Source organism: Streptomyces chlorus (assembly GCF_042655885.1).
Taxonomy (GTDB): domain Bacteria; phylum Actinomycetota; class Actinomycetes; order Streptomycetales; family Streptomycetaceae; genus Streptomyces; species Streptomyces chlorus.
This window is the reverse complement of sequence record NZ_JBHSOA010000025.1, coordinates 476,187-497,350: the sequence shown is the minus strand read 5'-3', so window position 1 is coordinate 497,350 and position 21,164 is coordinate 476,187. Positions and strand designations below refer to the sequence as shown.

Annotated in this window: 21 protein-coding genes; 10 read left to right on the top strand and 11 right to left on the bottom strand. The window is 70.7% G+C overall.

Annotated elements, in window-relative coordinates; genetic code table 11:
• Positions 1–403 precede the first annotated feature (403 nt).
• Positions 404–1,198 (top strand): transglycosylase SLT domain-containing protein, encoded by a 795-nt coding sequence (locus tag ACFPZI_RS13855; protein WP_381362885.1) that lies wholly within the window; start codon positions 404–406, stop codon positions 1,196–1,198.
• A 141-nt stretch (positions 1,199–1,339) separates the two neighbouring features.
• On the opposite strand, the gene ACFPZI_RS13850 is transcribed toward ACFPZI_RS13855, so the two are convergent.
• Positions 1,340–3,895 carry an ABC transporter ATP-binding protein/permease gene (locus tag ACFPZI_RS13850; protein ID WP_381362964.1) on the bottom strand — a complete coding sequence of 852 codons (2,556 nt, stop codon included), beginning with the start codon at positions 3,893–3,895 and terminating at the stop codon, positions 1,340–1,342.
• A 244-nt stretch (positions 3,896–4,139) separates the two neighbouring features.
• Between ACFPZI_RS13850 and ACFPZI_RS13845 the strand changes: the two genes are divergently transcribed.
• Together ACFPZI_RS13845 and serB are read left to right on the top strand one after the other, a co-directional pair.
• Entirely contained in the window at positions 4,140–6,224 is a 2,085-nt protein-coding gene (locus ACFPZI_RS13845) for a streptophobe family protein (protein WP_381362882.1), read from the top strand.
• A gap of 132 nt (positions 6,225–6,356) precedes the next feature.
• Positions 6,357–7,565: a phosphoserine phosphatase SerB gene (serB, locus tag ACFPZI_RS13840; protein WP_381362879.1), complete on the top strand. Its 1,209-nt coding sequence runs from the start codon at positions 6,357–6,359 to the stop codon at positions 7,563–7,565.
• Between the two features lie 170 nt (positions 7,566–7,735).
• Here serB and ACFPZI_RS13835 read toward each other — a convergent pair whose 3' ends face one another.
• The 4 genes from ACFPZI_RS13835 to ACFPZI_RS13820 all read right to left on the bottom strand — a co-directional run bounded on the left by ACFPZI_RS13835 (position 7,736) and on the right by ACFPZI_RS13820 (position 10,402).
• Positions 7,736–8,254, bottom strand: a complete 519-nt coding sequence (locus ACFPZI_RS13835; protein ID WP_381362876.1) for a SixA phosphatase family protein — start codon at positions 8,252–8,254, stop codon at positions 7,736–7,738.
• 64 nt (positions 8,255–8,318) lie between these two features.
• Positions 8,319–8,525, bottom strand: a complete 207-nt coding sequence (locus ACFPZI_RS13830; protein ID WP_381362873.1) for a hypothetical protein — start codon at positions 8,523–8,525, stop codon at positions 8,319–8,321.
• A 182-nt stretch (positions 8,526–8,707) separates the two neighbouring features.
• On the bottom strand, positions 8,708–8,824 hold the full coding sequence (locus ACFPZI_RS13825) for an SGM_5486 family transporter-associated protein (RefSeq protein ID WP_095534108.1): 117 nt from the start codon (positions 8,822–8,824) through the stop codon (positions 8,708–8,710).
• A gap of 108 nt (positions 8,825–8,932) precedes the next feature.
• Positions 8,933–10,402: a CynX/NimT family MFS transporter gene (locus tag ACFPZI_RS13820; protein WP_381362870.1), complete on the bottom strand. Its 1,470-nt coding sequence runs from the start codon at positions 10,400–10,402 to the stop codon at positions 8,933–8,935.
• Between the two features lie 70 nt (positions 10,403–10,472).
• Between ACFPZI_RS13820 and ACFPZI_RS13815 the strand changes: the two genes are divergently transcribed.
• Positions 10,473–11,165 (top strand): FadR/GntR family transcriptional regulator, encoded by a 693-nt coding sequence (locus ACFPZI_RS13815; RefSeq protein WP_381362867.1) that lies wholly within the window; start codon positions 10,473–10,475, stop codon positions 11,163–11,165.
• On the opposite strand, the gene ACFPZI_RS13810 is transcribed toward ACFPZI_RS13815, so the two are convergent.
• The 4 genes from ACFPZI_RS13810 to ACFPZI_RS13795 all read right to left on the bottom strand — a co-directional run bounded on the left by ACFPZI_RS13810 (position 11,143) and on the right by ACFPZI_RS13795 (position 13,654).
• On the bottom strand, positions 11,143–11,523 hold the full coding sequence (locus tag ACFPZI_RS13810; protein ID WP_381362962.1) for a hypothetical protein: 381 nt from the start codon (positions 11,521–11,523) through the stop codon (positions 11,143–11,145). The genes ACFPZI_RS13815 and ACFPZI_RS13810 overlap by 23 nt on opposite strands.
• A gap of 191 nt (positions 11,524–11,714) precedes the next feature.
• On the bottom strand, positions 11,715–12,482 hold the full coding sequence (gene fabI, locus ACFPZI_RS13805; protein ID WP_381362864.1) for an enoyl-ACP reductase FabI: 768 nt from the start codon (positions 12,480–12,482) through the stop codon (positions 11,715–11,717).
• Positions 12,483–12,487: 5 nt separating this feature from the next.
• Positions 12,488–13,207 (bottom strand): 3-oxoacyl-[acyl-carrier-protein] reductase, encoded by a 720-nt coding sequence (fabG, locus tag ACFPZI_RS13800; RefSeq protein ID WP_381362861.1) that lies wholly within the window; start codon positions 13,205–13,207, stop codon positions 12,488–12,490.
• Between the two features lie 174 nt (positions 13,208–13,381).
• Positions 13,382–13,654 (bottom strand): PIN domain-containing protein, encoded by a 273-nt coding sequence (locus tag ACFPZI_RS13795; protein WP_381362858.1) that lies wholly within the window; start codon positions 13,652–13,654, stop codon positions 13,382–13,384.
• A 33-nt stretch (positions 13,655–13,687) separates the two neighbouring features.
• On the opposite strand from ACFPZI_RS13795, the gene ACFPZI_RS13790 reads away from it, so the two are divergent.
• From ACFPZI_RS13790 to tyrS, 4 genes are all read left to right on the top strand, one after another.
• Positions 13,688–13,834: a DUF397 domain-containing protein gene (locus ACFPZI_RS13790; RefSeq protein ID WP_381362855.1), complete on the top strand. Its 147-nt coding sequence runs from the start codon at positions 13,688–13,690 to the stop codon at positions 13,832–13,834.
• 262 nt (positions 13,835–14,096) lie between these two features.
• Complete coding sequence (locus ACFPZI_RS13785) at positions 14,097–15,620, top strand: TldD/PmbA family protein (RefSeq protein WP_381362853.1); 1,524 nt, start codon at positions 14,097–14,099, stop codon at positions 15,618–15,620.
• Positions 15,617–17,029 (top strand): metallopeptidase TldD-related protein, encoded by a 1,413-nt coding sequence (locus ACFPZI_RS13780; protein ID WP_381362850.1) that lies wholly within the window; start codon positions 15,617–15,619, stop codon positions 17,027–17,029. Before ACFPZI_RS13785 ends, ACFPZI_RS13780 begins: the two co-directional genes overlap by 4 nt.
• Before the next feature lie 77 nt (positions 17,030–17,106).
• Positions 17,107–18,375 (top strand): tyrosine--tRNA ligase, encoded by a 1,269-nt coding sequence (gene tyrS, locus ACFPZI_RS13775; RefSeq protein WP_381362847.1) that lies wholly within the window; start codon positions 17,107–17,109, stop codon positions 18,373–18,375.
• 185 nt (positions 18,376–18,560) lie between these two features.
• Here the strand turns inward: tyrS and ACFPZI_RS13770 are convergent, their stop codons facing one another.
• Entirely contained in the window at positions 18,561–18,839 is a 279-nt protein-coding gene (locus ACFPZI_RS13770; RefSeq protein ID WP_381362845.1) for a GlsB/YeaQ/YmgE family stress response membrane protein, read from the bottom strand.
• 276 nt (positions 18,840–19,115) lie between these two features.
• Between ACFPZI_RS13770 and ACFPZI_RS13765 the strand changes: the two genes are divergently transcribed.
• Together ACFPZI_RS13765 and ACFPZI_RS13760 are read left to right on the top strand one after the other, a co-directional pair.
• Complete coding sequence (locus tag ACFPZI_RS13765; protein ID WP_381362842.1) at positions 19,116–19,514, top strand: DUF3099 domain-containing protein; 399 nt, start codon at positions 19,116–19,118, stop codon at positions 19,512–19,514.
• 300 nt (positions 19,515–19,814) lie between these two features.
• A complete protein-coding gene (locus ACFPZI_RS13760) occupies positions 19,815–20,039 on the top strand; it encodes a hypothetical protein (RefSeq protein ID WP_381362839.1) in 225 nt (74 codons plus the stop codon).
• Positions 20,040–20,084: 45 nt separating this feature from the next.
• On the opposite strand, the gene moaA is transcribed toward ACFPZI_RS13760, so the two are convergent.
• Positions 20,085–21,074, bottom strand: coding sequence for a GTP 3',8-cyclase MoaA (gene moaA, locus ACFPZI_RS13755; RefSeq protein ID WP_381362836.1), 990 nt, complete (start codon positions 21,072–21,074; stop codon positions 20,085–20,087).
• Positions 21,075–21,164: the final 90 nt, after the last annotated feature.

Sequence of the window (21,164 nt, the reverse complement as noted above, 5' to 3'; positions counted from 1 at the left end):
GACCGGAGGTCGTAGGACCTCGGCCTACCGGAAGCCCTCCGACGCCTGCCGGAACACCGGCCGAGACCTCTCACTGAGCGGCTTGCTTCAGCAACTCACCGTGAGGATTGCGGGTGCCCGGTGTGAGGCCAGGCATAGGACGCACATCACGTACGAAGGTGAATAGGAGAGAGGAAACAGGCATCCCGGCGGGGCGGATAGTCCGTTTCGCCCCTCATGCCCTACCCTGATCCACTATCCGCCTTCGTACGTCACACCTTTGCCCCGCCATTTTGCGGCCGCTAAGAATGGCTCCCGTCGCTCAGCGCCGTGGGGTGTCCCCCCACGGCGTTCGTGCCGGAAGAACCACTGTCCCCGCCGGACGTTGAGCGACCTCCGCGCTAGTCGAAGAGGTCTCCTACTCATGTCGAAGAACTTCCTCACCCGTGGTCATGTCCGTGCGTTGAACCGCCGTCACAAGATCGCCGTCGCCGGTGTCGCCGCCCTCGGTGTCGCCGCCATCGGCTTCTCGGCCACGCCGAGCGACGCGTCGACGACCACCACGAGCGAGGCGGTCCCCGCCGCGCGGATCTCGTACAGCACCGAGCCGATCAAGGACGTCAAGGGCACCGTCACCGACCAGATGGCCGGCGCCGGTGTGAAGACCGAGCTGATCGCGGCGAAGAAGCAGGCCGCCACCGACGCCGCGGCCAAGAAGCAGGCGGACGCGGCCGCCGTGAAGAAGAAGCAGGCCGACGCGGCCGACGCCAAGAAGAAGGCCGAGCGGGAGCGCCAGACCCAGGAAGCGGCCAGCCGCTCCGGCGACCGCCACTGGGGTGGCGAGCGCGGCGAGACCGGCAAGCGCGCCGACGCCGGCAAGCCCGCCCAGAAGAGCTACGCCAACAACCTCGACGGCTGGATCCGTGAGTCGCTGGACATCATGGAGGCCAAGGGCATCCCGGGCTCGTACCACGGCCTGCACAAGAACATCATCCGGGAGTCCTCGGGCAACCCGAACGCGATCAACGACTGGGACATCAATGCCATCAACGGCATCCCGTCCAAGGGCCTGCTCCAGGTGATCCCGCCGACCTTCCAGGCTTACCACGTGCCCGGCACGTCCTGGAACATCTACGACCCGATCGCCAACATCACCGCCGCCGCCAACTACGCGGCCGACCGCTACGGCACCATCGACAACGTCAACAGCGCGTACTGAGGTCGGCGCGGACCTCTTCTCGCGAACACGTACGCCGAAGGGCGGCACCCCCTGCTGACAGGGTGCCGCCCTTCGCCGTGCGTACGGCGTGCGTAGGGCGGGGTCACCGCGCGGGTCATCGCCCGCGCGGCACCGCACCGGTCACTTGCGCATGACCTCGGGTTCGTGCCGGCGCAGGAAGCGGGCCACGAAGAAGCCGCAGATCACGCCGAGGGCGATGAGCGCGCCCATGTCCATGAGCCAGGTCCCGGCCGTGTGCTCCCACAGCGGATCGAGGTCGCCCGGCGTCTCCGGCGGGCTGATCCTGTTGAAGTCCAGCGTGGCACCGGCGGCGGCGACCGCCCAGCGCGACGGCATCAGGAACGAGAACTGGTTGACGCCGACCGCGCCGTGCAGCGCGAACAGGCAACCGGTGAACACGACCTGGATGATCGCGAACATCACCAGCAGCGGCATGGTCTTCTCGGCGGTCTTCACCAGCGCGGAGATGATCAGGCCGAACATCATCGAGGTGAAGCCCAGCGCCATGATCGGGATGGACAGCTCGAGCAGGGTGAAGCCGCCGAGGACCAGCCCCTCCTCGGGGATCTCCCGGCTGGAGAAACCGATGACGCCGACCATCAGGCCCTGCAGCACGGTGACCATGCCGAGCACGAACACCTTGGACATCAGATACGCCGAGCGGGACAGGCCGGTCGCGCGTTCCCGCTCGTAGATGACCCGTTCCTTGATCAGCTCACGTACGGAGTTCGCGGCGCCGGCGAAGCAGGCGCCGACCGCGAGGATCAGCAGGACCGTGGTCGCCGTGCCGTTCGGGACGATCCGGCCGGCCTGGTTGGGCTCGTTCGGCAGCAGCCCCCTGTCGGCGTCGATGAGCAGGCTGACCGCGCCGAGAACGGCCGGCAGGATCACCGTCAGGGCGAGGAAGCCCTTGTCGGAGACGATCACCGAGACGTAGCGGCGTACCAGTGTGACGAACTGCGACATCCAGCCCTGCGGCTTCGGTGGCCGCATCGCCTGCATCTGAGGGACCTGTACGGACTGCGGCGCGACCGCGTCGATGTCCGCGGCGTACATCTGGTAGTGCTGCGAGCCCTTCCAGCGGCCCGCCCAGTCGTAGTCGCGGTAGTTCTCGAATGCGGAGAAGACGTCGGCCCAGGTGTCGTAGCCGAAGAAGTTCAGCGCCTCGTCGGGCGGGCCGAAGTAGGCGACCGAGCCACCGGGCGCCATCACCAGGAGCTTGTCGCAGATCGCCAGCTCGGCCACGGAGTGGGTGACGACGAGGACGGTGCGCCCGTCGTCGGCCAGTCCGCGCAGCAACTGCATGACATCGCGGTCCATGCCCGGGTCGAGGCCCGAGGTCGGCTCGTCCAGGAAGATCAGCGACGGCTTGGTGAGCAGCTCCAGTGCCACCGAGACCCGCTTGCGCTGGCCGCCGGAGAGGGACGTGACCTTCTTGTCCTTGTGGATGTCGAGCTTCAGCTCGCGCAGCACCTCGTCGATGCGGGCATCGCGCTCGGCGGCCGTGGTGTCGGCCGGGAAGCGGAGCTTGGCCGCGTACTTGAGGGCCTTCTTGACGGTCAGCTCCTTGTGCAGGATGTCGTCCTGCGGGACCAGACCGATGCGCTGGCGCAGCTCGGCGAACTGCTTGTAAAGGTTCCGGTTGTCGTAGAGGACCTCGCCCCGGTCGGCGGGCCGGTAGCCGGTGAGCGCCTTGAGCAGGGTCGACTTGCCGGAGCCGGACGGGCCGATGACCGCGATCAGCGACTTCTCGGGCACACCGAAGGAGACGTCCTTGAGGATCTGCTTGCCGCCGTCGACCGTGACGGTCAGGTGCCGGGCGGAGAAGGACACCTCACCGGTGTCGACGAACTCCTCGAGCCGGTCACCGACGATCCGGAACGTCGAGTGGCCGACGCCGACGATGTCGGCCGGGCCGAGCAGCTGCGTCCCGCCCTTGGCGATCGGCATACCGTTGACGTAGGTGCCGTTGTGCGAGCCCAGGTCGCGGATCTCCATGCGACCGTCGGGCGTCGAGTGGAACTCGGCGTGGTTGCGGGAGACCTGCAGGTCGGAGACGACCAGGTCGTTCTCCAGGGCACGGCCGATCCGCATCACGCGGCCGAGCGAGAACTGGTGGAACGTGGTCGGACTGCGGTCGCCGTACATCGGCGCCGCCCCCGCGGCGCCCCCGGGGCCCTGCTGCTGCGGAACGTACGGCGCGGACTGCTGCGGCGCGGACTGGTACGACCCGGGCTGCTGCGGCGGTTGCTGCTGCCGGCCGCCCTGGGCCTGCGCCTGCTGCTGCCCCTCCTGGACCCAGCCCGGGGTGGCCCCCTGCACCCCCTGCGCGGCATACGGCTGCTGCGGCTGCGGCTGTGCCTGCGGCGAGGCGGCCGGGGCCGCGGCGCCGGAAAGCGTCACGCGCGGCCCGTCGTTCGCGTTGCCCAGGTTCAGCGCCGTGTCGGAGCTGATCTCCAGATGATGGATCCGCTGGCCCTGCGCGAACGTGCCGTTGGTGCTGCCATGGTCCATGACGACCCAATTGCGGCCGTTGAAGCTGATCGTGGCGTGACGCCAGGACACCCTGGCATCGTCCACCACGACGTCCCCCTGCGGATCACGCCCCAGGGTGTACGACCTGGACGGATCGAGCGTCCAGGTCCGTCCGTTTGATTCCAGTACGAGTTCCGGCACTCCATGCCCCACTGAGTTGTCCCCCGAATTTCCCCCATCGCAGGGAGTCTAGGGATGTCGAACATCGGGGGGAACTATTTCAGGCTCGGCCCTCCGACTGAAAGTCGGGCCTTGCGAAGCGGGCGCCCGACGCTTCAAGTGCCGCCGTTGACGGTGTTGAAACCGGGCCGGAGAGTGGTAAACCACGCGAGGGGGACATGCGCGGCCACCTCGCCGCGGAGCGGATCGGATCGGGGGGTCTGCCATGAGTGCTGCCACGGGCGTCGGTACCACGGGGCACGGCACGCGTGTGCCGTGGGTGGACGTCGTGATGTCCGCGGTCGCCGGGGTGAGTTGGGCGCTGATCGGGATGGCGGGGACGGCGGCGATCGGACTGCGTCTGCTGGACGCGGACTCGGCGGGTTCGCTGGGGCCGATGACGGCCGCGGTGGTGGCGCTGGCGGCCGGCGGCTCGGTCACCCCGTCCGGCGACGTGTCGGCGTTCGGGCTGTCGGGCGCGGAGGCGAGTACGGCTGTCGAGATCACGCCACTGGGGGTGAGTCTGGTCGGTGCGCTGCTGTTGTCGTATTTCTTCCTACGGTCCCTGCGGGCCGCGGGCGCCGTGTTGTCACCAGCCGAACTTGTCGCCCGCGCGGGCACGGTCGTAGCGCTCTTCGTGGGGATGTCGGGCGGGCTGGTGTGGGCGGGCCACGACGTCGTGACGATCGACGGGGGCGCGCTGGGGCTGGACGACCTGCCGGGCGGTGGAGGCGGCGGGCTGGAGATTCCGGGGCTGGGGGACCTCGGGGACCTCGAGGGTCTGCTGCCGGACCGGGTCGGTGACCTCGTCGGGGCTCAGGCGTCGGTCGGGTTCACCGTCGACACGGTGCCGACGGTGCTCGGCGGCCTGGTCTGGTCGGCCGGCGTCCTGGCCGTCGCGTTGCTGGCGTCCCGGCGCACTCCGCTGCCGCGCGGCTGGGACGCCGTGCACCGGGTCGTACGGCCCGCCGTGTCCGCCCTGGTCATGGTGGGGTTGGTGGCGGTGGCGGCGGGGCTCGCGGCGGCGGGGTACGCGGCGATCGGCGACGACCATCCCCGGCGGATCGCCGGAGCGGCTCTGCTGGGCACGCCGAACGGGGTGTGGCTCGGCGTCCCGATCGGACTGTTCGTGCCCTGGGACGGGCGGGCGACGGGTGCGCTGCTCGGTGTTCTGCCGCACCCCGTGGACGACCTGCTGCGCATGAGCTCCGGTCGGCCGGTCACGCTGGCCCGGCTGGCCGAGCTCGACGGGCGGGTGTGGCTGCTGGGGGTGGCGGCCGCGGTGATGATGCTGCTGGCCGGTGTGCTGGTCGCGGTACGGACGCCGCTGGAGGTGGCGGCCGGTCCGGGTGATCCGGGTGATCCGGGTGGCGGGGTGCCGGGTGCGCGCGGCACCGGTGGTGCGGGTGCCGTACGGGAAGGGGGTGCCGCGGGGTTCGCCGGGCGGTGTGCGCTGCGGCTGGGGGTCACGACGGCGGTGGCCCTGCCTCTGCTGTCCTGGCTGACGGAGGTGTCGGCGAACGCCTCGCTGTCCGTGCTCGGCTTCGACGCGTTCGGCGCGGGCATCGAGCTGCGCGGGAGCCTCGGCATGGCGCTGCTCCTGGGTGCCGTCTGGGGTGCGGGCGCGGGTGCCACGGGGGCACTGCTGGCGTGGGCGAGCGGGGCCGCGGGACGGCGGCCGGCACCGCTGGCCCAAGCGGCGGTCTCGGCCCGGGAAGGTGCCCGGGCCCGGAAGGGCGCGGCGGGTGCGGCGGGCGCCGACAGTACGGAGGCCGTACGGGGTGCCGGGGCTTTCGGCCCTCCGGAGGGCGGGCCGTCGTCCGGGGCGGGAGTCGGGCCGTATGCGCCGGGGGTGCCGTATCGGCCACCGAATCCAGGCACCAACCCGTATCTGATCGTGCCCGAGGAGCTGTGGGGACCGCAGGACGCGCGCCCGCCCGGGGAGGGGCGGCAACGGCCCGGCCCGCCACTGGCACTCGGTGACATACGGCCGCCCGGCCGAACGGCGGACGAGTCTCCCCGGGACGGCGTCGGGCCGGGCGAGCCTGGCGCGGGCGAGCCGGGCATGGGCGACATCGGCGAGCCGGGCGCGGGCGACATCTCCGACGCTCCTACCGTGATCCGTCCCGTCGAACCGCCTCCGCATGGCCGGCCCCGAGGCGGGCGGTCCGGAGGTGGCGGGTCCGGGCGGGACCCCGGGCGCGGTTCCGGGCCGTCGGCCGGGAGGCGGTCGCCGTTGTGGCCGGACGAGGGGCCACCGCCCCCGCCGCCTCCTCCCCCGGCGCCGCGCAGGCCCGGCGGCGGACGGTGAGGGAGGCGCAGTGAGGGGGCGGCACCCGGGGCACGTAAGGTCCGGGACACCTCCGTGAAGCCGAGAGTTCACTGTCCGCCAGACGGACCTCGGGCGCGCGGGGCACTGCGTGCCGGATACGGTGGGAACACCATGAGCGCATCGCAGACCTCGGACGTTCCCACGCTCCTTGTCAAGATCTTCGGCAAGGACAGGCCGGGCATCACAGCCGGTCTCTTCGACACTCTCGCCGCCTACTCCGTCGATGTGGTCGACATCGAGCAGGTCGTCACCCGTGGCCGCATCGTGCTGTGCGCGCTCGTGACCGAGCCGTCGCAGGGCCTGGAGGGCAATCTGCGGGCGACCGTCCACAGCTGGGCGGAGTCCATGAAACTGCAGGCGGAGATCATCTCCGGCATCGGCGACAACCGTCCGCGCGGGCTCGGCCGTTCCCTGGTCACCGTGCTGGGCCATCCGCTCACCGCCGAGACGGCGGCGGCGATCGCCGCGCGGATCACCCGGTCCGGCGCCAACATCGACCGTATCTTCCGGCTCGCCAAGTACCCGGTGACCGCGGTGGAGTTCGCGGTGTCCGGCACGGAGACGGAGCCGCTGCGCACCGCCCTGGTGACCGATGCGGCGAAGCTCGGTGTCGATATCGCCGTCGTCGCGGCCGGACTGCACCGGCGCGCCCAGCGCCTGGTCGTCATGGATGTGGACTCCACGCTCATCCAGGACGAGGTGATCGAACTCTTCGCCGCCCATGCCGGGTGCCAGGACAAGGTCGCCGAGGTGACCGAGGCGGCGATGCGCGGGGAACTGGACTTCGAGCAGTCGCTGCACGCACGCGTGCAGTTGCTGGCGGGGCTGGACGCCTCCGTGGTGGACAAGGTGCGCAGCGAGGTACGGCTGACACCGGGCGCCCGTACCCTGGTCCGCACGCTGAAGCGGCTCGGCTACCAGGTGGGTGTGGTCTCCGGGGGGTTCACCCAGGTCACGGACGATCTGAAGGAGCGGCTCGCGCTGGACTTCGCCCACGCCAACACCCTGGAGATCGTCGACGGGAAGCTGACCGGCAGGGTCACGGGCGAAATCGTGGACCGGGCGGGCAAGGCGCGGCTGCTGCGCCGGTTCGCCGCCGAAGCGGGGGTTCCGTTGTCACAGACCGTGGCGATCGGCGACGGCGCGAATGACTTGGACATGCTCAACGCGGCGGGTCTCGGTGTCGCCTTCAACGCCAAGCCGGTGGTCCGTCAGGCCGCTCACACGGCCGTGAACTTCCCCTTCCTGGACACGGTCCTGTATCTGCTGGGCATCACGCGCGAAGAGGTCGAGGCGGCGGACATCCTCGACCTGGACTGAGCCACGCGGAGGGTTCGCGGGCACACCGGCCGTACCGCACCCGATCCGTCCGGTCCACAGCCGTCCTGTTCGCGGCCGTTCTGTTCCCGGCCGCCGGCGCCCTTGCGGGAGCGGGGCCCGGCGCCTGGTCCACGCCGCCGGTGCCGGGCCCCGCCGTCATGCCGTGTGGGTCACTCGCTGGGAGCCCAGTAGTCGAGCAGGGTGGCGACGCCCGGCTCCAGGGACTTCCAGGAGCCGGTGAAGGACAGCACGGCGAACGCGGCTGCCGGATAGCCGCGGCGGCTCATTCGCTCGCCCGCGTCCCCCTCGGCCGATCCGGCGAGGATCTCGGCGGCTGCCTGGACCCCGGGATTGTGGCCGACCAGGAGCACGTTCTGCGCGTCGTCCGGGGTTTCGTTCAGCAGGGCGATCAGCTCACCGGGCGAGGCCTCGTAGATCCGCTCCTCATACACCGTCTTCGGTCGCCGCGGAAACTCGTGAACCGCGAGTTTCCACGTCTCCCGGGTCCGGGTCGCGGTGGAGCACAGGGCCAGATCGAAGGCGATGGCGGAGTCGGCGAGCTTGCGTCCGGCGACTGCGGCGTCCGTCCTGCCGCGCTCGGCGAGCGGGCGCTCACGGTCGGTCACCGGGGGCCAGTCGGCCTTCGCATGCCGGAAAAGGACAATCCTGCGAGGTTCTGCGACGCTCATGTGACCCAGCTTCGCACGAAACAGGCCATGAAGCGCAGGTAGTTGACGGCCGCTTCCGGGGTGCTCAGCGGGCTATGAGCTGCTGTGCCCGCTCGATGAGGTGGGTGATCCCGGGCTCGGCGGTCGCCGCGTGCGCGTCCGCGGGGTTCAGGAGCAGGGTGAGCAGCGTGACGAAGGCGAGTGCGGGCAGGGCGAGGGCCCACCACGGCAGCCGGATGTCGACGCCGCCCCGGGGGATCGGGTGGGGCCGGGTGTGCGTGCGCGCCGACATGGGGGCCTCCGCTCTTCGAGTGGTGCGGTGTCCGCGTCTCGCGGCCACATCTCGAAGGTATGTACTCCCGGGCTCTCAACCCATCCGGTGACCCACCCACTTGACCCTGAGCCTGGCCCCCTAGGGGATGGGGGTGCCAACACCACCATGGGCCCCGGACCGGGGCGGCGGCGGCGGGGGTGTCACGGCGCCAGAATGCTCGCGATCACGCCGATGACGATGAAGATGGCGAAGAACGCGCCGAAGACGAGCAGCATCTTCTTCTGGCCGTTCTGGGGGTTCGGGTCGAGGACTGGCATGGGGCAAGTCTCGCACCCGCCGACCGTTCGGCGCGCTCCGGGGGCGGTGCGCGCCGCCGGAATCGGGTGGGAAACCGTAGTCGGGCGGGAAACCGGAAGGCCGCGGGCTCAGCGGCCGGCCGCCGCCTCTTCCTCCACCGTGCGGGCACGGCCCGCCAGCACGCCCGCGGCCATCTGCGGGATCAGCAGGGCGGACATGAACGCCAGCGGCAGGCCCCAGCCGCCGCTGTGCTGGTAGAGGAAGCCCACCAGGAGGGGACCCGGGATGGAGATCAGATAGCCGGTGCTCTGCGCGAAGGCCGACAGCTTGGCCACACCCGTGCCGGACCTCGCCCGCATCCCGACCATGGTGAGCGCGAGCGGGAAGGCGCAGTTGGCGATGCCCAGCAGCAGCACCCAGGCCAGGGCGCCGGCGGCGGGCGCGAAGTACAGCCCGGCGTATCCGGCCAGGCCGCTCATGCCGAGCACGACCACGATCGGGCCCTGCCGGGGCAGCCGTGCGGCGACGCGCGGGATGACGAAGGCGAGCGGCACGCCCATCACCATGGTGAGCGCGAGCAACAGTCCGGCCGTGGTCGCGGGCACACCCGCATCCCGGAAGATCTGCGCCATCCAGCCCATGGTGATGTAGGCGGCGGTCGCCTGGAGCCCGAAGAAGACGGCCAGCGCCCAGGCGGTCCGGCTGCGGGTGATCCGCAGTTCGGGTGCGGGTGTTCGCTCCCCGGACACGGGCTCCGCTGACGCACCCTCCCCCGGCGCGCCCTCCTTCGCCGCGTGCTGTTCCGGCAGGCGCCGCTCCCGCGCGCGCGTCCGCTCCGCCGGCGCCCTGCCCCGCTCCCCCACGAACGGGATCCAGGACACTACGGCGGCCACGGCGAGCACCCCCCACAGGGCGAGTCCCGGCTGCCAGCTCCCGCCCAGTGCCTCGGTCAGCGGCACGGTCACCGCGGCGGCCAGGGCCGTGCCCAGGGCGAGGGCCATGGAGTACAGGCCGGTCATGGAACCGACCCGGTCCGGGAACCACTGCTTGACGATGACCGGCATCAGGACGTTGCCGACGGCGATACCCATGAGCGCGAGGGCACTGGCCGCCAGGAAGCCCGCCGTACTCCCCGTGAACGGACGTATCAGCAGGCCCGCGCCGATGGCGACCAGGCCGGCGCACACCACCGCGCCCGGTCCGAAGCGGCGGGCCAGACGCGGGGCGGTGACGCCGAAGACGGCGAAGCACAGCGAGGGCAGGGAGGTGAGCAGCCCGGCCACAGTGCCACTCATACCGAGCCCGGTACGGACCTCCTCGAACAGTGCGCCGAGGCTGGTGATGGCGGGGCGGAGGTTCAGCGCCGCCATCACGATGCCGACGACGAGCAGCCGCATCGTCCACGCGCGCGTGGCGGATCCCCCGGCCTCCAGGTCACCGGCCTCCCTGCCACCGGTCTCCGGGCCGTCGGTCCCCCCGGTCGTCCGCCCGCCGGACTCCGTGCCGTGCGACTCCGTGCCGTCGGACGCCGGAGCCGCCGTGCGCGCGGTCGTGGACGTGACCGTCCGGGATTCCTCACCAACCATGAGGCCCATCATAGAATCATGGGATGATTTGGTGTCCATGTCTGGAGCGCCGCCCGATGCCTCCGTCGTGCGAAGGTGTGTCATGCCCCTGAGCCATCCGCGCCGGTCCGCACTGTCCGAGCAGGTCATCGCCGCTCTGCGCGCCCAGATCACCTCGGGCGAGTGGCCGGTCGGCTCCCGCATTCCGACCGAACCGGAGCTGGTCGAGCAGCTGGGGGTGGCCCGTAACACGGTCCGCGAGGCCGTCCGCGCGCTGGCGCACAACGGGCTGCTGGACATTCGCCAGGGCTCGGGCACGTATGTCGTCGCCACGAGCGAGCTGGCGGGTGTGATGCACCGCCGCTTCGCCGACGCCGACCCCGGGCACATCGCGGAACTGCGCTCCACCCTGGAGGCGTCCGCGGCGCGGCTGGCCGCCCAGCGGCGCACCGAGAAGGACCTCAAGCAGCTCGACACACTGCTGCTGCGCCGCGAGGAGGCCTGGGCGTCGGGTGAGGCGGAACCGTTCGTGGCGGCGGACGCCACCTTCCACCTCGCCGTCGTGGCCGCGTCGCACAACGACGTGCTGACCGCGCTGTACGCGGATCTGAGCGAGGTCCTGCGGGACTGGCTGCGCGACGACGTGGGCCAGGAGCTGACTCCTCGGACGCACATGGACCACGCGCGGCTGCTGGACGCGATCCGCGCGGGTGACGCGGCGACGGCGGCCGAGGAGGCCGCCGCCTATCCGCTCGTGTGCCGTCCGGGGCGCGTCAGCCCGCCTTCCCGTGGCTGATCCACGCCGCCCCGACCGCATCCCAGCAGCGTCCGGCGAGCCGCACGGTCTGCGCGGGTCCGGCGGCCACCGGGGCGCTGTCGCTGTCGAGGTCCCACCATCGGACGCATTCGATGTGCAGGCGCACGTGATCGGTGTCCGGGTAGGGGTTGTGGCAGTACGCGGTCACCCAGGACCCGTCGACCCCGATCCGGCAGGCGGCCCCGAACGGATCGTCGGCCGCCGCACCGTCCGACCCGGCGTCGTCCGATCCCGCGTCGGCGGGGTGCACGCGCGCGTGCGGCATCGCGTCGTACGGCATCGCGTCGCGCGACAGGATCGGCACGAGGCCGACACCGGCAGCGACGGTGATGGTCATCGAGGCCAGGCGGTAGAAGCGCACAAGAGGACCTCCTCGGCCGTGCTGGGGAGGGGGATCACGCGGTGAACGCGTACTCCACAGTCCTCTGTCGACGCCGGACCCCGCCTGCCCTGCTGAGCCGATCGGGTGACATGGCCGAGGGCCCGCACCCTCACGGGTACGGGCCCTGGACAGGATCTCGGGTGTCCCTAGGCGCCGACGGCGTGCAGTCCGCCGTCCACGTGGACGATCTCGCCCGTGGTCTTCGGGAACCAGTCGCTCAGCAGGGCGACGGCACCGCGGCCGGCCGGCTCCGGGTCCTTCAGGTCCCACTCCAGCGGGGCACGGGTGTCCCACACGGAGGCCAGCTCGCCGAAGCCCGGGATGGACTTGGCGGCCATGGAACCGATCGGGCCCGCCGAGATCAGGTTGCAGCGAATGTTCTGCTTGCCCAGGTCACGGGCCACGTAACGGCTGGTCGCCTCCAGGGCGGCCTTGGCCGGACCCATCCAGTCGTACTGCGGCCAGGCGTACTGCGCGTCGAAGGTGAAGCCGACGACGGAACCGCCGTTCTGCATCAGCGGCAGGCAGGCCATGGTCAGCGACTTCAGGGAGAACGCCGAGACGTGCATGGCCGTGGAGACCGAATCGAACGGCGTGTTGAGGAAGTTGCCGCCGAGCGCGTCCTGCGGCGCGAAGCCGATGGAGTGCACGACGCCGTCGAGGCCGCCGAGTTCCTCGCCCACGACGTCCGCGAGGCGGCCCAGGTGCTCCTCGTTGGTCACGTCGAGCTCGATGACCTTGGTGGGCTTGGGCAGCTTCTTGGCGATGCGCTCGGTCAGCGTGGGCCGCGGGAACGCGGTCAGGATGATCTCGGCGCCCTGCTCCTGGGCCAGTCTGGCCGTGTGGAAGGCGATGGAGGACTCCATCAGCACACCGGTGATCAGGACGCGCTTGCCCTCGAGAATTCCGCTCATGTCGTTCAGTGACCCATTCCCAGTCCGCCGTCAACGGGAATGACGGCTCCAGTGATGTACGAGGCGTCGTCCGAGGCGAGGAACCGCACCGCGGCGGCGATCTCCTCGGGCTGCGCGTACCGGCCGAGCGGCACCTGCGACACGATGCCCGCCCGCTGCTCGTCGGTGAGCACCTTGGTCATGTCGGTGTCGACGAAGCCGGGCGCGACGACGTTGAAGGTGATATTGCGCGAGCCCAGTTCACGGGCGAGGGAGCGCGCGAAGCCGACCAGACCGGCCTTGGACGCGGCGTAGTTCGCCTGTCCCGCCTGGCCGGCCAGGCCCACCACCGAGGAGATCAGGACGACCCTGCCCTTACGGGCGCGCAGCATGGCGCGGTTGGCACGCTTGACGATCCGGAAGGTGCCGGTGAGGTTGGTGTCCACGACCGAGGTGAAATCCTCCTCGGACATGCGCATCAGGAGCTGGTCCTTGGTGATGCCGGCATTGGCGACGAGCACCTCGACCGGGCCGTGCTGGGCCTCGATCTCCTTGTAGGCCTGCTCCACCTGCTCGGAGTCGGTGATGTCGCACTTGACGGCGAGGCAGCCCAACTCCGTGAGGGCGGCCGGCGGCTCACCCGAGCGATATGTGATGGCGACCTTGTCGCCGGCGTCGGCGAACGCGCGGGCGATGGCGAGGCCGATGCCCCGGTTGCCTCCGGTGACGAGAACCGAGCGGCTCAACGGATCACCCTTTCGATAGCGGTCTGGTTCCCCCGCCCGAACACCTGAATGACAGGCGGCGACGGCAGGCGGCTTCACCGAAAACCTATCGGTCCGGGCGCACCGGAGGACATTCGGGCACCGACAGTGGCCGATGGGACTCACTGTCGGATCCCTACAGAAACGACCCGGTCCTCAGTCCGCCATACCAGGCGCGTGAGCGGGCAGACCTTCGACACGAGCGGTCTCGAGCATTCTGCGGTCGTAGGTCACCAGGGCGGTCAGGTCGTCCCGCAAGGACAGTGCGCCGGCCACATGGATCGTGTCCGGCGTCCTCAGGCGCCCGACCAGCAAAGCCGCTCCGTCGCGCACCTCGCGGGTCAGGAGGATCTCGGTGATCCGGGCGTCCAGGTCCTCCATGGCCTTCGGGAAGTGCCCCATGAGGTCCAGGGTTCGTACGGTCTCCACGAAGCCGAGCGTGCTGACGGGGCTCCTTGAGGGGTGCGCTCCGACTGTGTCGAGATAGCCGTGCTGCCCGGTGACGGCCGTGCGGTGCGGGATTCGAAGAACCCGGAGCGGGAGCCGCTGCGCTTCACGGCGTCGGAGTGGGCGGCGTTCCGGGCGGGGGTGTTCGCCGGCGAGTTCTGACCGGCGAACAGCAGCAGGACGCGGACGGCCGCCGCCCGGAGCGATTCGGGCGGCGGTCGTTCCTGCGCGCATGCGTGCACGCGTGCGTGGGGGCTGTTCGTCGCCGGCCAGGAGACGGGCTTGGCATACTCGTCGGGGGTGGGACGGGGAGTCGCCCGAGGGTCCGGGAGCGCGCCGAACAGGTAAGCGCACCGGATGCCGTGCGGCATGATTCACTGCCTCAAACGGTCCGTCAGCGAGCGTTCGAAGGGAATTCCCACTCGTGCCCCACGAAGTTGATCAGACGTTCCTGGCCCTTCCCCTACGCCCCCTCGCCGACGCCGCGCTCGCGCGGGCGCGGGCGCTCGGGGCGGAGCACGCGGATTTCCGGCTGGAGCGGGTGCGCAGTGCGTCCTGGCGGCTGCGGGACGCCAAGCCCGCCGGGTCGTCCGACACCACCGACCTCGGGTACGCGGTGCGCGTGGTGCACGGCGGGACGTGGGGGTTCGCCTCCGGGGTGGATCTCACCCTCGACGCCGCCGCCAAGGTCGCGTCGCAGGCCGTGGCGATGGCGAAACTGTCCGCCAAGGTGATCCGGGCCGCCGGCTCCGAGGAGAGAGTCGAGCTCGCGGACGAGCCGGTGCATGCCGAGCGGACCTGGGTGTCGTCGTACGGGATCGATCCGTTCGCCGTGCCCGCCGGAGTGAAGGCCGGACTGCTGGCCGAGTGGAGCGCGCGGCTGCTGGCGGCGCGCGGGGTGGACCATGTGGACGCCTCGCTGCTCACCGTGCACGAGAACAAGTTCTACGCCGACACCGCGGGGACCGTCACCACTCAGCAGCGGGTGCGGTTGCACCCCGTGTTCACGGCCGTTTCGGTCGACGAGTCGAGCGGTGAGTTCGACTCCATGCGTACCCTCGCGCCGCCCGTCGGGCGTGGCTGGGAGTACCTGACGGGCACCGGCTGGGACTGGGACGACGAGCTGGAGCGGATTCCCGGGCTGCTGGCCGAGAAGATGCGCGCGCCGAGTGTCGAGCCGGGCCTGTACGACCTGGTCGTGGACCCGTCCAACCTGTGGCTGACCATCCACGAGTCCATCGGGCACGCCACCGAGCTGGACCGGGCCCTCGGCTACGAGGCCGCCTACGCCGGCACCTCCTTCGCCACCTTCGACCAGCTCGGCACGCTGCGCTACGGCTCCGAGCCGATGAACGTCACCGGCGACCGCACCGCCGAGCACGGCCTGGCGACCGTCGGGTACGACGACGAGGGCGTCGAGGCGCAGTCCTGGGACCTGGTGAAGGACGGCACGCTGGTCGGCTACCAGCTGGACCGGCGGATCGCGAGGCTGACCGGGTTCGAGCGGTCCAACGGGTGCGCGTTCGCGGACTCCCCCGGGCATGTGCCGGTGCAGCGCATGGCCAATGTGTCGTTGCGGCCGGACCCGGCCGGGATGTCGACCGAGGATCTGATCGGGGGCGTGGACCGGGGCATCTATGTCGTCGGTGACCGGTCCTGGAGCATCGACATGCAGCGGTACAACTTCCAGTTCACCGGGCAGCGCTTCTACCGGATCGAGAACGGGCGGCTCACGGGGCAGCTGCGGGACGTCGCCTACCAGGCCACGACCACCGACTTCTGGGGCTCCATGGCGGCGGTCGGCGGCCCGCAGACGTATGTCCTCGGGGGCGCCTTCAACTGCGGCAAGGCCCAGCCGGGGCAGATCGCGGCGGTCTCGCACGGCTGCCCGTCCGCCCTCTTCAAGGGCGTCAACATTTTGAACACCACGCAGGAGGCGGGTCGATGAGCGCGCGTACCACCAAGCCGCACGAGATCGTCGAGCGCGCTCTCGCACTGTCCCGGGCCGACGGCTGTGTCGTGATCGCCGACGAGCAGTCGACCGCCAACCTGCGCTGGGCGGGCAACTCGCTCACCACGAACGGTGTCACGCGCGGGCGCACGCTCACCGTCATCGCCACCGTGGACGGCGTGGAGGGCACCGCGTCCGGCGTGGTGTCCCGGTCCGCGGTGACCGTCGAGGAACTGGAGCCTCTGGTGCGGGCCGCCGAGGCCGCCGCGCGGGGTGCCGGTCCCGCCGAGGACGCCCAGCCGCTGGTCACGGGGGTGGCGGGGACGACTGGGTCTCCCGATTTCACCGAGGCGCCCGCGGAGACCTCGTCCGCCGTGTTCGCCGACTTCGCGCCGGCGCTCGGGGAGGCGTTCGCCCGCGCGCGTGCCGGTGGCCGGGAGCTGTACGGCTTCGCCAACCACGAGCTGGTGTCCAGCTATCTCGGCACGTCCACGGGCCTGCGGCTGCGGCACGACCAGCCCAACGGGACGCTGGAGCTCAACGCCAAGTCGCCGGACCGTACCCGCTCGGCGTGGGCGGGCCGCTCCACCCGGGACTTCAAGGACGTCGACCCCGCGGCGCTCGACGCCGAGCTGGCGGTGCGGCTGGGCTGGGCCGAGCGGCGGCTCGAGCTGCCCGCCGGCCGGTACGAGACGCTGCTGCCGCCGACCGCCGTCGCGGACCTGCTGATCTACCAGCTGTGGTCGGCCTCCGGCCGGGACGCGACCGAGGGCCGCACGGTGTTCTCCAAGCCGGGCGGCGGTACCCGGGTCGGTGAGCGGCTGGCCGAACTGCCGCTGAGCCTGCGCAGCGACCCGAACGAGCCGGGCCTGGAGTCGGCGCCGTTCGTGATCGCGCACTCCTCCGGGGGCGACCAGTCGGTGTTCGACAACGGGCTGCCACTGGCGGCCACCGACTGGGTGCGGGAGGGCAAGCTGAACCGGCTGACCACCAGCAGGCACAGCGCGGCCCTCAGCGGGCTGCCGGTGGCGCCGGCGATCGACAACCTGATCCTGGACGGCGGCGGCGACCGCTCCCTGGAGGAGATGGTCGCGGCCTCAGGCCATGGTGGGCCCTGCCTGCTGCTGACCTGCCTGTGGTACATCCGCGAGGTGGACCCGGCGACCCTGCTGCTCACCGGTCTGACCCGGGACGGCGTCTACCTCGTCGAGAACGGCGAGGTCGTCGGCGAGGTCAACAACTTCCGGTTCAACGAGTCGCCGGTGGACCTGCTGGGCCGGGCCACGGAGGCGGGGCGTACGGAGAAGACGCTGCCCAGGGAGTGGGGCGACTGGTTCACCCGGGCCGCGATGCCCGCGCTGCGGGTCCCCGATTTCAATATGAGTTCTGTCAGTCAGGGCGTATAACCTCGTTGCTGTCCGGGCTGTCACCCGACTGCCCGGACGGCAACGAACCGAAGAAGTACCGAGGAGACGCGAGAACCGTGACGGACATCGTCGACGAGCTGAAGTGGCGCGGGCTGTTCGCCCAGTCCACCGACGAGGACGCCTTGCGCAAGGCGATCGCGGACGGTCCTGTCACGTTCTATTGCGGCTTCGACCCGACCGCGCCGTCACTGCACGTCGGACATCTGGTGCAGGTGCTCACGATGCGCCGGCTCCAGCAGGCCGGGCTCCGGCCGCTGGCGCTGGTGGGCGGTGCCACGGGCCAGATCGGCGACCCCCGCCCGACGGCGGAGCGCACGCTGAACGACCCGGAGACGGTGTCCGGCTGGGTGGACCGGCTGCGGGGCCAGATCGAGCCGTTCCTGTCCTTCGAGGGCGAGAACGCGGCCACGATGGTCAACAACCTCGACTGGACGCAGAACCTGTCCGCGATCGAGTTCCTGCGGGACATCGGCAAGCACTTCCGCGTCAACAAGATGCTGACGAAGGACTCCGTCGCACGGCGGCTGGAGTCCTCCGAGGGCATCAGCTACACGGAGTTCAGCTACCAGCTCCTGCAGGGCATGGACTTCCTCCAGCTGTACCGGCGCTACGGCTGCACGCTCCAGCAGGGCGGCAGCGACCAGTGGGGCAACCTCACGGCCGGGCTCGACCTGATCCACCGCCTGGAGCCGGACGCCGAGGCACACGCGCTGGCGACGCCGCTGATGACGAAGGCGGACGGCACCAAGTTCGGCAAGACCGAGGGCGGCGCCGTCTGGCTCGACCCGGAGATGACCACGCCGTACGCGTTCTACCAGTTCTGGCTGAATGTGGACGACCGGGACATCTCGACCTACCTGCGTATCCTGTCCTTCACGTCCCGCGAGGAGCTGGAGGCGCTGGAGCAGCAGACGGCGGAGCGTCCGCAGGCGCGTGCGGCGCAGCGTGCCCTGGCGGAGGAGCTGACGACGCTGGTGCACGGCGCCGGTCAGACGGCCGCCGTGATCGCCGCGTCGAAGGCGCTGTTCGGCCAGGGCGAGCTGGCGGAGCTGGACGAGCGGACGCTGGCGGCGGCCCTCTCGGAGGTACCGCATGTCCGGGTCGCCGAACCCGGCCCGGTCGTCGACCTGTTCGCCGAGGTCGGCCTGGTACCCAGCAAGTCGGCCGCACGGCGCACGGTGAAGGAGGGCGGCGCCTACGTGAACAACGTCAAGGTCACCGCCGAGGACGCCGTCCCCGCGAAGGAGGATCTGCTGCACGGGCGCTGGCTGGTGCTGCGCCGGGGCAAGAAGAACCTGGCGGCGGTGGAGGTCACGGCCGCCTGAGCACACCGCTCGGGCGCATCACGTGCACGTCCTCACACGACATGTACGGGGGGTGGTCTCCGGTGAGTGTGGGGTCTCCTCCCACGCACTGGAGGCCGCCCTCAGTCGTTGCGTCGCCGGGGCCCGGTGCGTCGTACCCCACACGTACGCGGTGTGCCCGACGTACGCGGTGTGCCCGACGTGCGTCAGGTCCGCTGGGTGCGCTTGCCCTTCATCTGCATGTACAGCATGTCGACGAAGAAGACGATGACGACCGCCGCCACCAGCTGGAAGAGGTGCCGGCCCCAGTCGATGCCCGGCGTCTCCGCGATCCCGAAGCCCCGCGCGATGGCGTTGCCCGCGATGGCGCCGAGGATGCCGCAGATGGTGGTCAGCCACAGCGGGCTGTGCTGCTTCCCCGGGATGATCGCCTTCGCGATCAGACCGAGCACGAACCCCACGATGATCGCCCACAACCAGCCCATGACTGCCTCCTGGTACACCTTGACGCGAGCGTTACGGCCAGTGTCGGCCCGGACTCGTTACACCGCATGTCGGCCGTGCCGTACGCACTGCGGCGCAGGCCGGACGGGCGCCCCGGGGTACGGGCCCGGGGGCGGACGGGGGACACGGACCGGGCGCCCCGGTCTCGTGGGCGGTGGGGACGCGGCGTAACGTGGTGACGTGCGGGCCCGGGTCCCGGCCGGGCACAGGGCGGTCGGAGGCAGGGAGAGTCCGATTCGGGCGGATGGTGGAACGCGATGTGGAAGCAGCATGGCAACGGCGGCGTCCAGGTGTTCCGGATCACCGGCGCCAGAACGGGTCTCCAGGAAGATGTGCGCGGGCGGCAGCGCCGGTACGTGATCTCGATGATCGTTCGTACGATTTCGGTCGTCCTCGCGGCCACGCTCTGGAACGTGGAACGGCCCGTCGCAATCGTGGCGCTGGTTCTCGGCATGGTGCTGCCGTACGTCGCGGTGGTGATCGCCAACGCCGGGCGCGAAAACGCGCCGTCGCTGCCGTCGGCTTATCTGACGCCGCAGATGCGGCCGATGATCACATCTTCACGGACGAATGACGGTCCGGAGGAATCCGGGACGGAAGATGTGGCGCCCGAGCCCACCCCGGGCGTACGAACGGAGCGACCCGACTCGTCATGACCTTCGGGACATGACCATGACCGGCCGTAAGCGGAAGACACTAACCCGCCAAGCTCAAGAAATGCTCAGATCAATCATGTTGTTCCGGTGCCGGGGGCGGGGGGACCCGTGACATACTTCGTACGCGCTCCGCATCCCCCGTCGGAGCGACGGACCGACGCCGGGCAGCTCCCCCCGTGGCTGCTCGGCGTCGCCTTTTCTCCCTCTTTTTCCTAACCTCTTCCCCCGCCCCCTTCAACCGCTTTCGCCCTTTCGTGTGGGACGTCGCACTGCGCCGATCGGGTTAGGGTCGGCGGTGTGATGGACCCTGATCCCGAGACGCCGATCTGTTCCGCGAAGGGCTGCCGTGCCGCCGCCGTGTGGGTGCTCGCCTGGAACAACCCGAAGCTGCACACGCCGGAGCGCCGCAAGACCTGGCTCGCGTGCGAGGAGCACCGGGAGCAGCTGTCGCAGTTCCTCGGTGTGCGCGGGTTCCTGAAGGACGTCGTGCGCTTCGAGGAGTGGGAGGCGCCCGAAGGGGTGTAGGGCCTGAGGCCGCTCCGGCGGGCCCTCGGGTTCTCCCGGCGGACCTCAGCCGCCGATCGCCGACATCGGGCGGTCGGGCTGGACGAAGGCCGGGTCGTCGAGGCCGGCGCCCGCCTTCTTGCCCCACATCGCCAGCTTCCAGGTCCGGGCGATCTCCTCGTCGGGGGCGTCGGAGCGCAGGGCGGCGCGCAGGTCCGTCTCCTCGGTGGCGAACAGGCACGTGCGGATCTGTCCGTCGGCGGTGAGGCGGGTGCGGTCGCAGGCCGCGCAGAACGGCCGGGTGACGGAAGCGATGACGCCGACGCGGTGCGGGCCGCCGTCGACCAGCCAGCGCTCGGCCGGGGCCGAGCCGCGGGCCTCGTCGCCCTCGGGGGTCAGCTCGAAGCGGGTGCGCAGGGAGGTGAGGATGTCGCCGGCGGTGATCATGCCGTCGCGCTTCCAGCCGTGCTGGGCGTCCAGCGGCATCTGCTCGATGAAGCGCAGCTCGTAGTCGTGTTCCACGGCCCAGGCGAGCAGGTCGGGGGCCTCGTCGTCGTTGAGCCCCGGCATCAGGACCGAGTTGACCTTCACCGGGGTCAGGCCGGCCTCGCGGGCCGCGTACAGGCCGTCGAGCACGTCCTGGTGGCGGTTGCGGCGGGTGAGGGTCTTGAAAACGTCCGGGCGGAGCGTGTCCAGGGAGACGTTGACCCGGTCCAGGCCGGCCTTCTTCAGGGCCACCGCCGTGCGCCGCAGGCCGATGCCGTTGGTGGTGAGGGATATCTGGGGGCGGGGCTCCAGGGCGGCGACGCGCTCGACGATGCCGACCAGGCCGGGGCGGAGGAGGGGCTCACCGCCGGTGAAGCGGACCTCCTCGATGCCGAGGGAGGTGACGGCGATGTCGACGAGGCGGACGATCTCGTCGTCCGTCAGCAGGTCGGGCTTGGCCAGCCACTGCAGGCCCTCCTCGGGCATGCAGTAGCTGCACCGCAGATTGCACCGGTCGGTCAGTGACACCCTCAGGTCGGTGGCCACCCGGCCGTACGTGTCGATGAGCACGTGGCCCCCTCCCTCCACTCGGATCACTCATGCTCCGTACCTGTGAGACTACGTGACACCACCGACAAGCCCCAGCGTCCCGACGTCACG

Bases quoted from the DNA above. Each gene is read 5' to 3' on its own strand.
- ACFPZI_RS13825 (WP_095534108.1), bottom strand. From the start codon at position 8,824: ATGCCAGTCCTCGACCCGAACCCCCAGAACGGCCAGAAGAAGATGCTG.
- ACFPZI_RS13830 (WP_381362873.1), bottom strand. From the start codon at position 8,525: ATGTCGGCGCGCACGCACACCCGGCCCCACCCGATCCCCCGGGGCGGC.
- ACFPZI_RS13780 (WP_381362850.1), top strand. From the start codon at position 15,617: ATGAGCGCGCGTACCACCAAGCCGCACGAGATCGTCGAGCGCGCTCTC.
- ACFPZI_RS13845 (WP_381362882.1), top strand. From the start codon at position 4,140: ATGAGTGCTGCCACGGGCGTCGGTACCACGGGGCACGGCACGCGTGTG.
- ACFPZI_RS13760 (WP_381362839.1), top strand. From the start codon at position 19,815: ATGGACCCTGATCCCGAGACGCCGATCTGTTCCGCGAAGGGCTGCCGT.
- ACFPZI_RS13855 (WP_381362885.1), top strand. From the start codon at position 404: ATGTCGAAGAACTTCCTCACCCGTGGTCATGTCCGTGCGTTGAACCGC.
- ACFPZI_RS13815 (WP_381362867.1), top strand. From the start codon at position 10,473: ATGCCCCTGAGCCATCCGCGCCGGTCCGCACTGTCCGAGCAGGTCATC.
- ACFPZI_RS13765 (WP_381362842.1), top strand. From the start codon at position 19,116: ATGTGGAAGCAGCATGGCAACGGCGGCGTCCAGGTGTTCCGGATCACC.
- ACFPZI_RS13810 (WP_381362962.1), bottom strand. From the start codon at position 11,523: ATGACCATCACCGTCGCTGCCGGTGTCGGCCTCGTGCCGATCCTGTCG.
- ACFPZI_RS13835 (WP_381362876.1), bottom strand. From the start codon at position 8,254: ATGAGCGTCGCAGAACCTCGCAGGATTGTCCTTTTCCGGCATGCGAAG.
- ACFPZI_RS13820 (WP_381362870.1), bottom strand. From the start codon at position 10,402: ATGATGGGCCTCATGGTTGGTGAGGAATCCCGGACGGTCACGTCCACG.
- serB (WP_381362879.1), top strand. From the start codon at position 6,357: ATGAGCGCATCGCAGACCTCGGACGTTCCCACGCTCCTTGTCAAGATC.
- fabI (WP_381362864.1), bottom strand. From the start codon at position 12,482: ATGAGCGGAATTCTCGAGGGCAAGCGCGTCCTGATCACCGGTGTGCTG.
- ACFPZI_RS13770 (WP_381362845.1), bottom strand. From the start codon at position 18,839: ATGGGCTGGTTGTGGGCGATCATCGTGGGGTTCGTGCTCGGTCTGATC.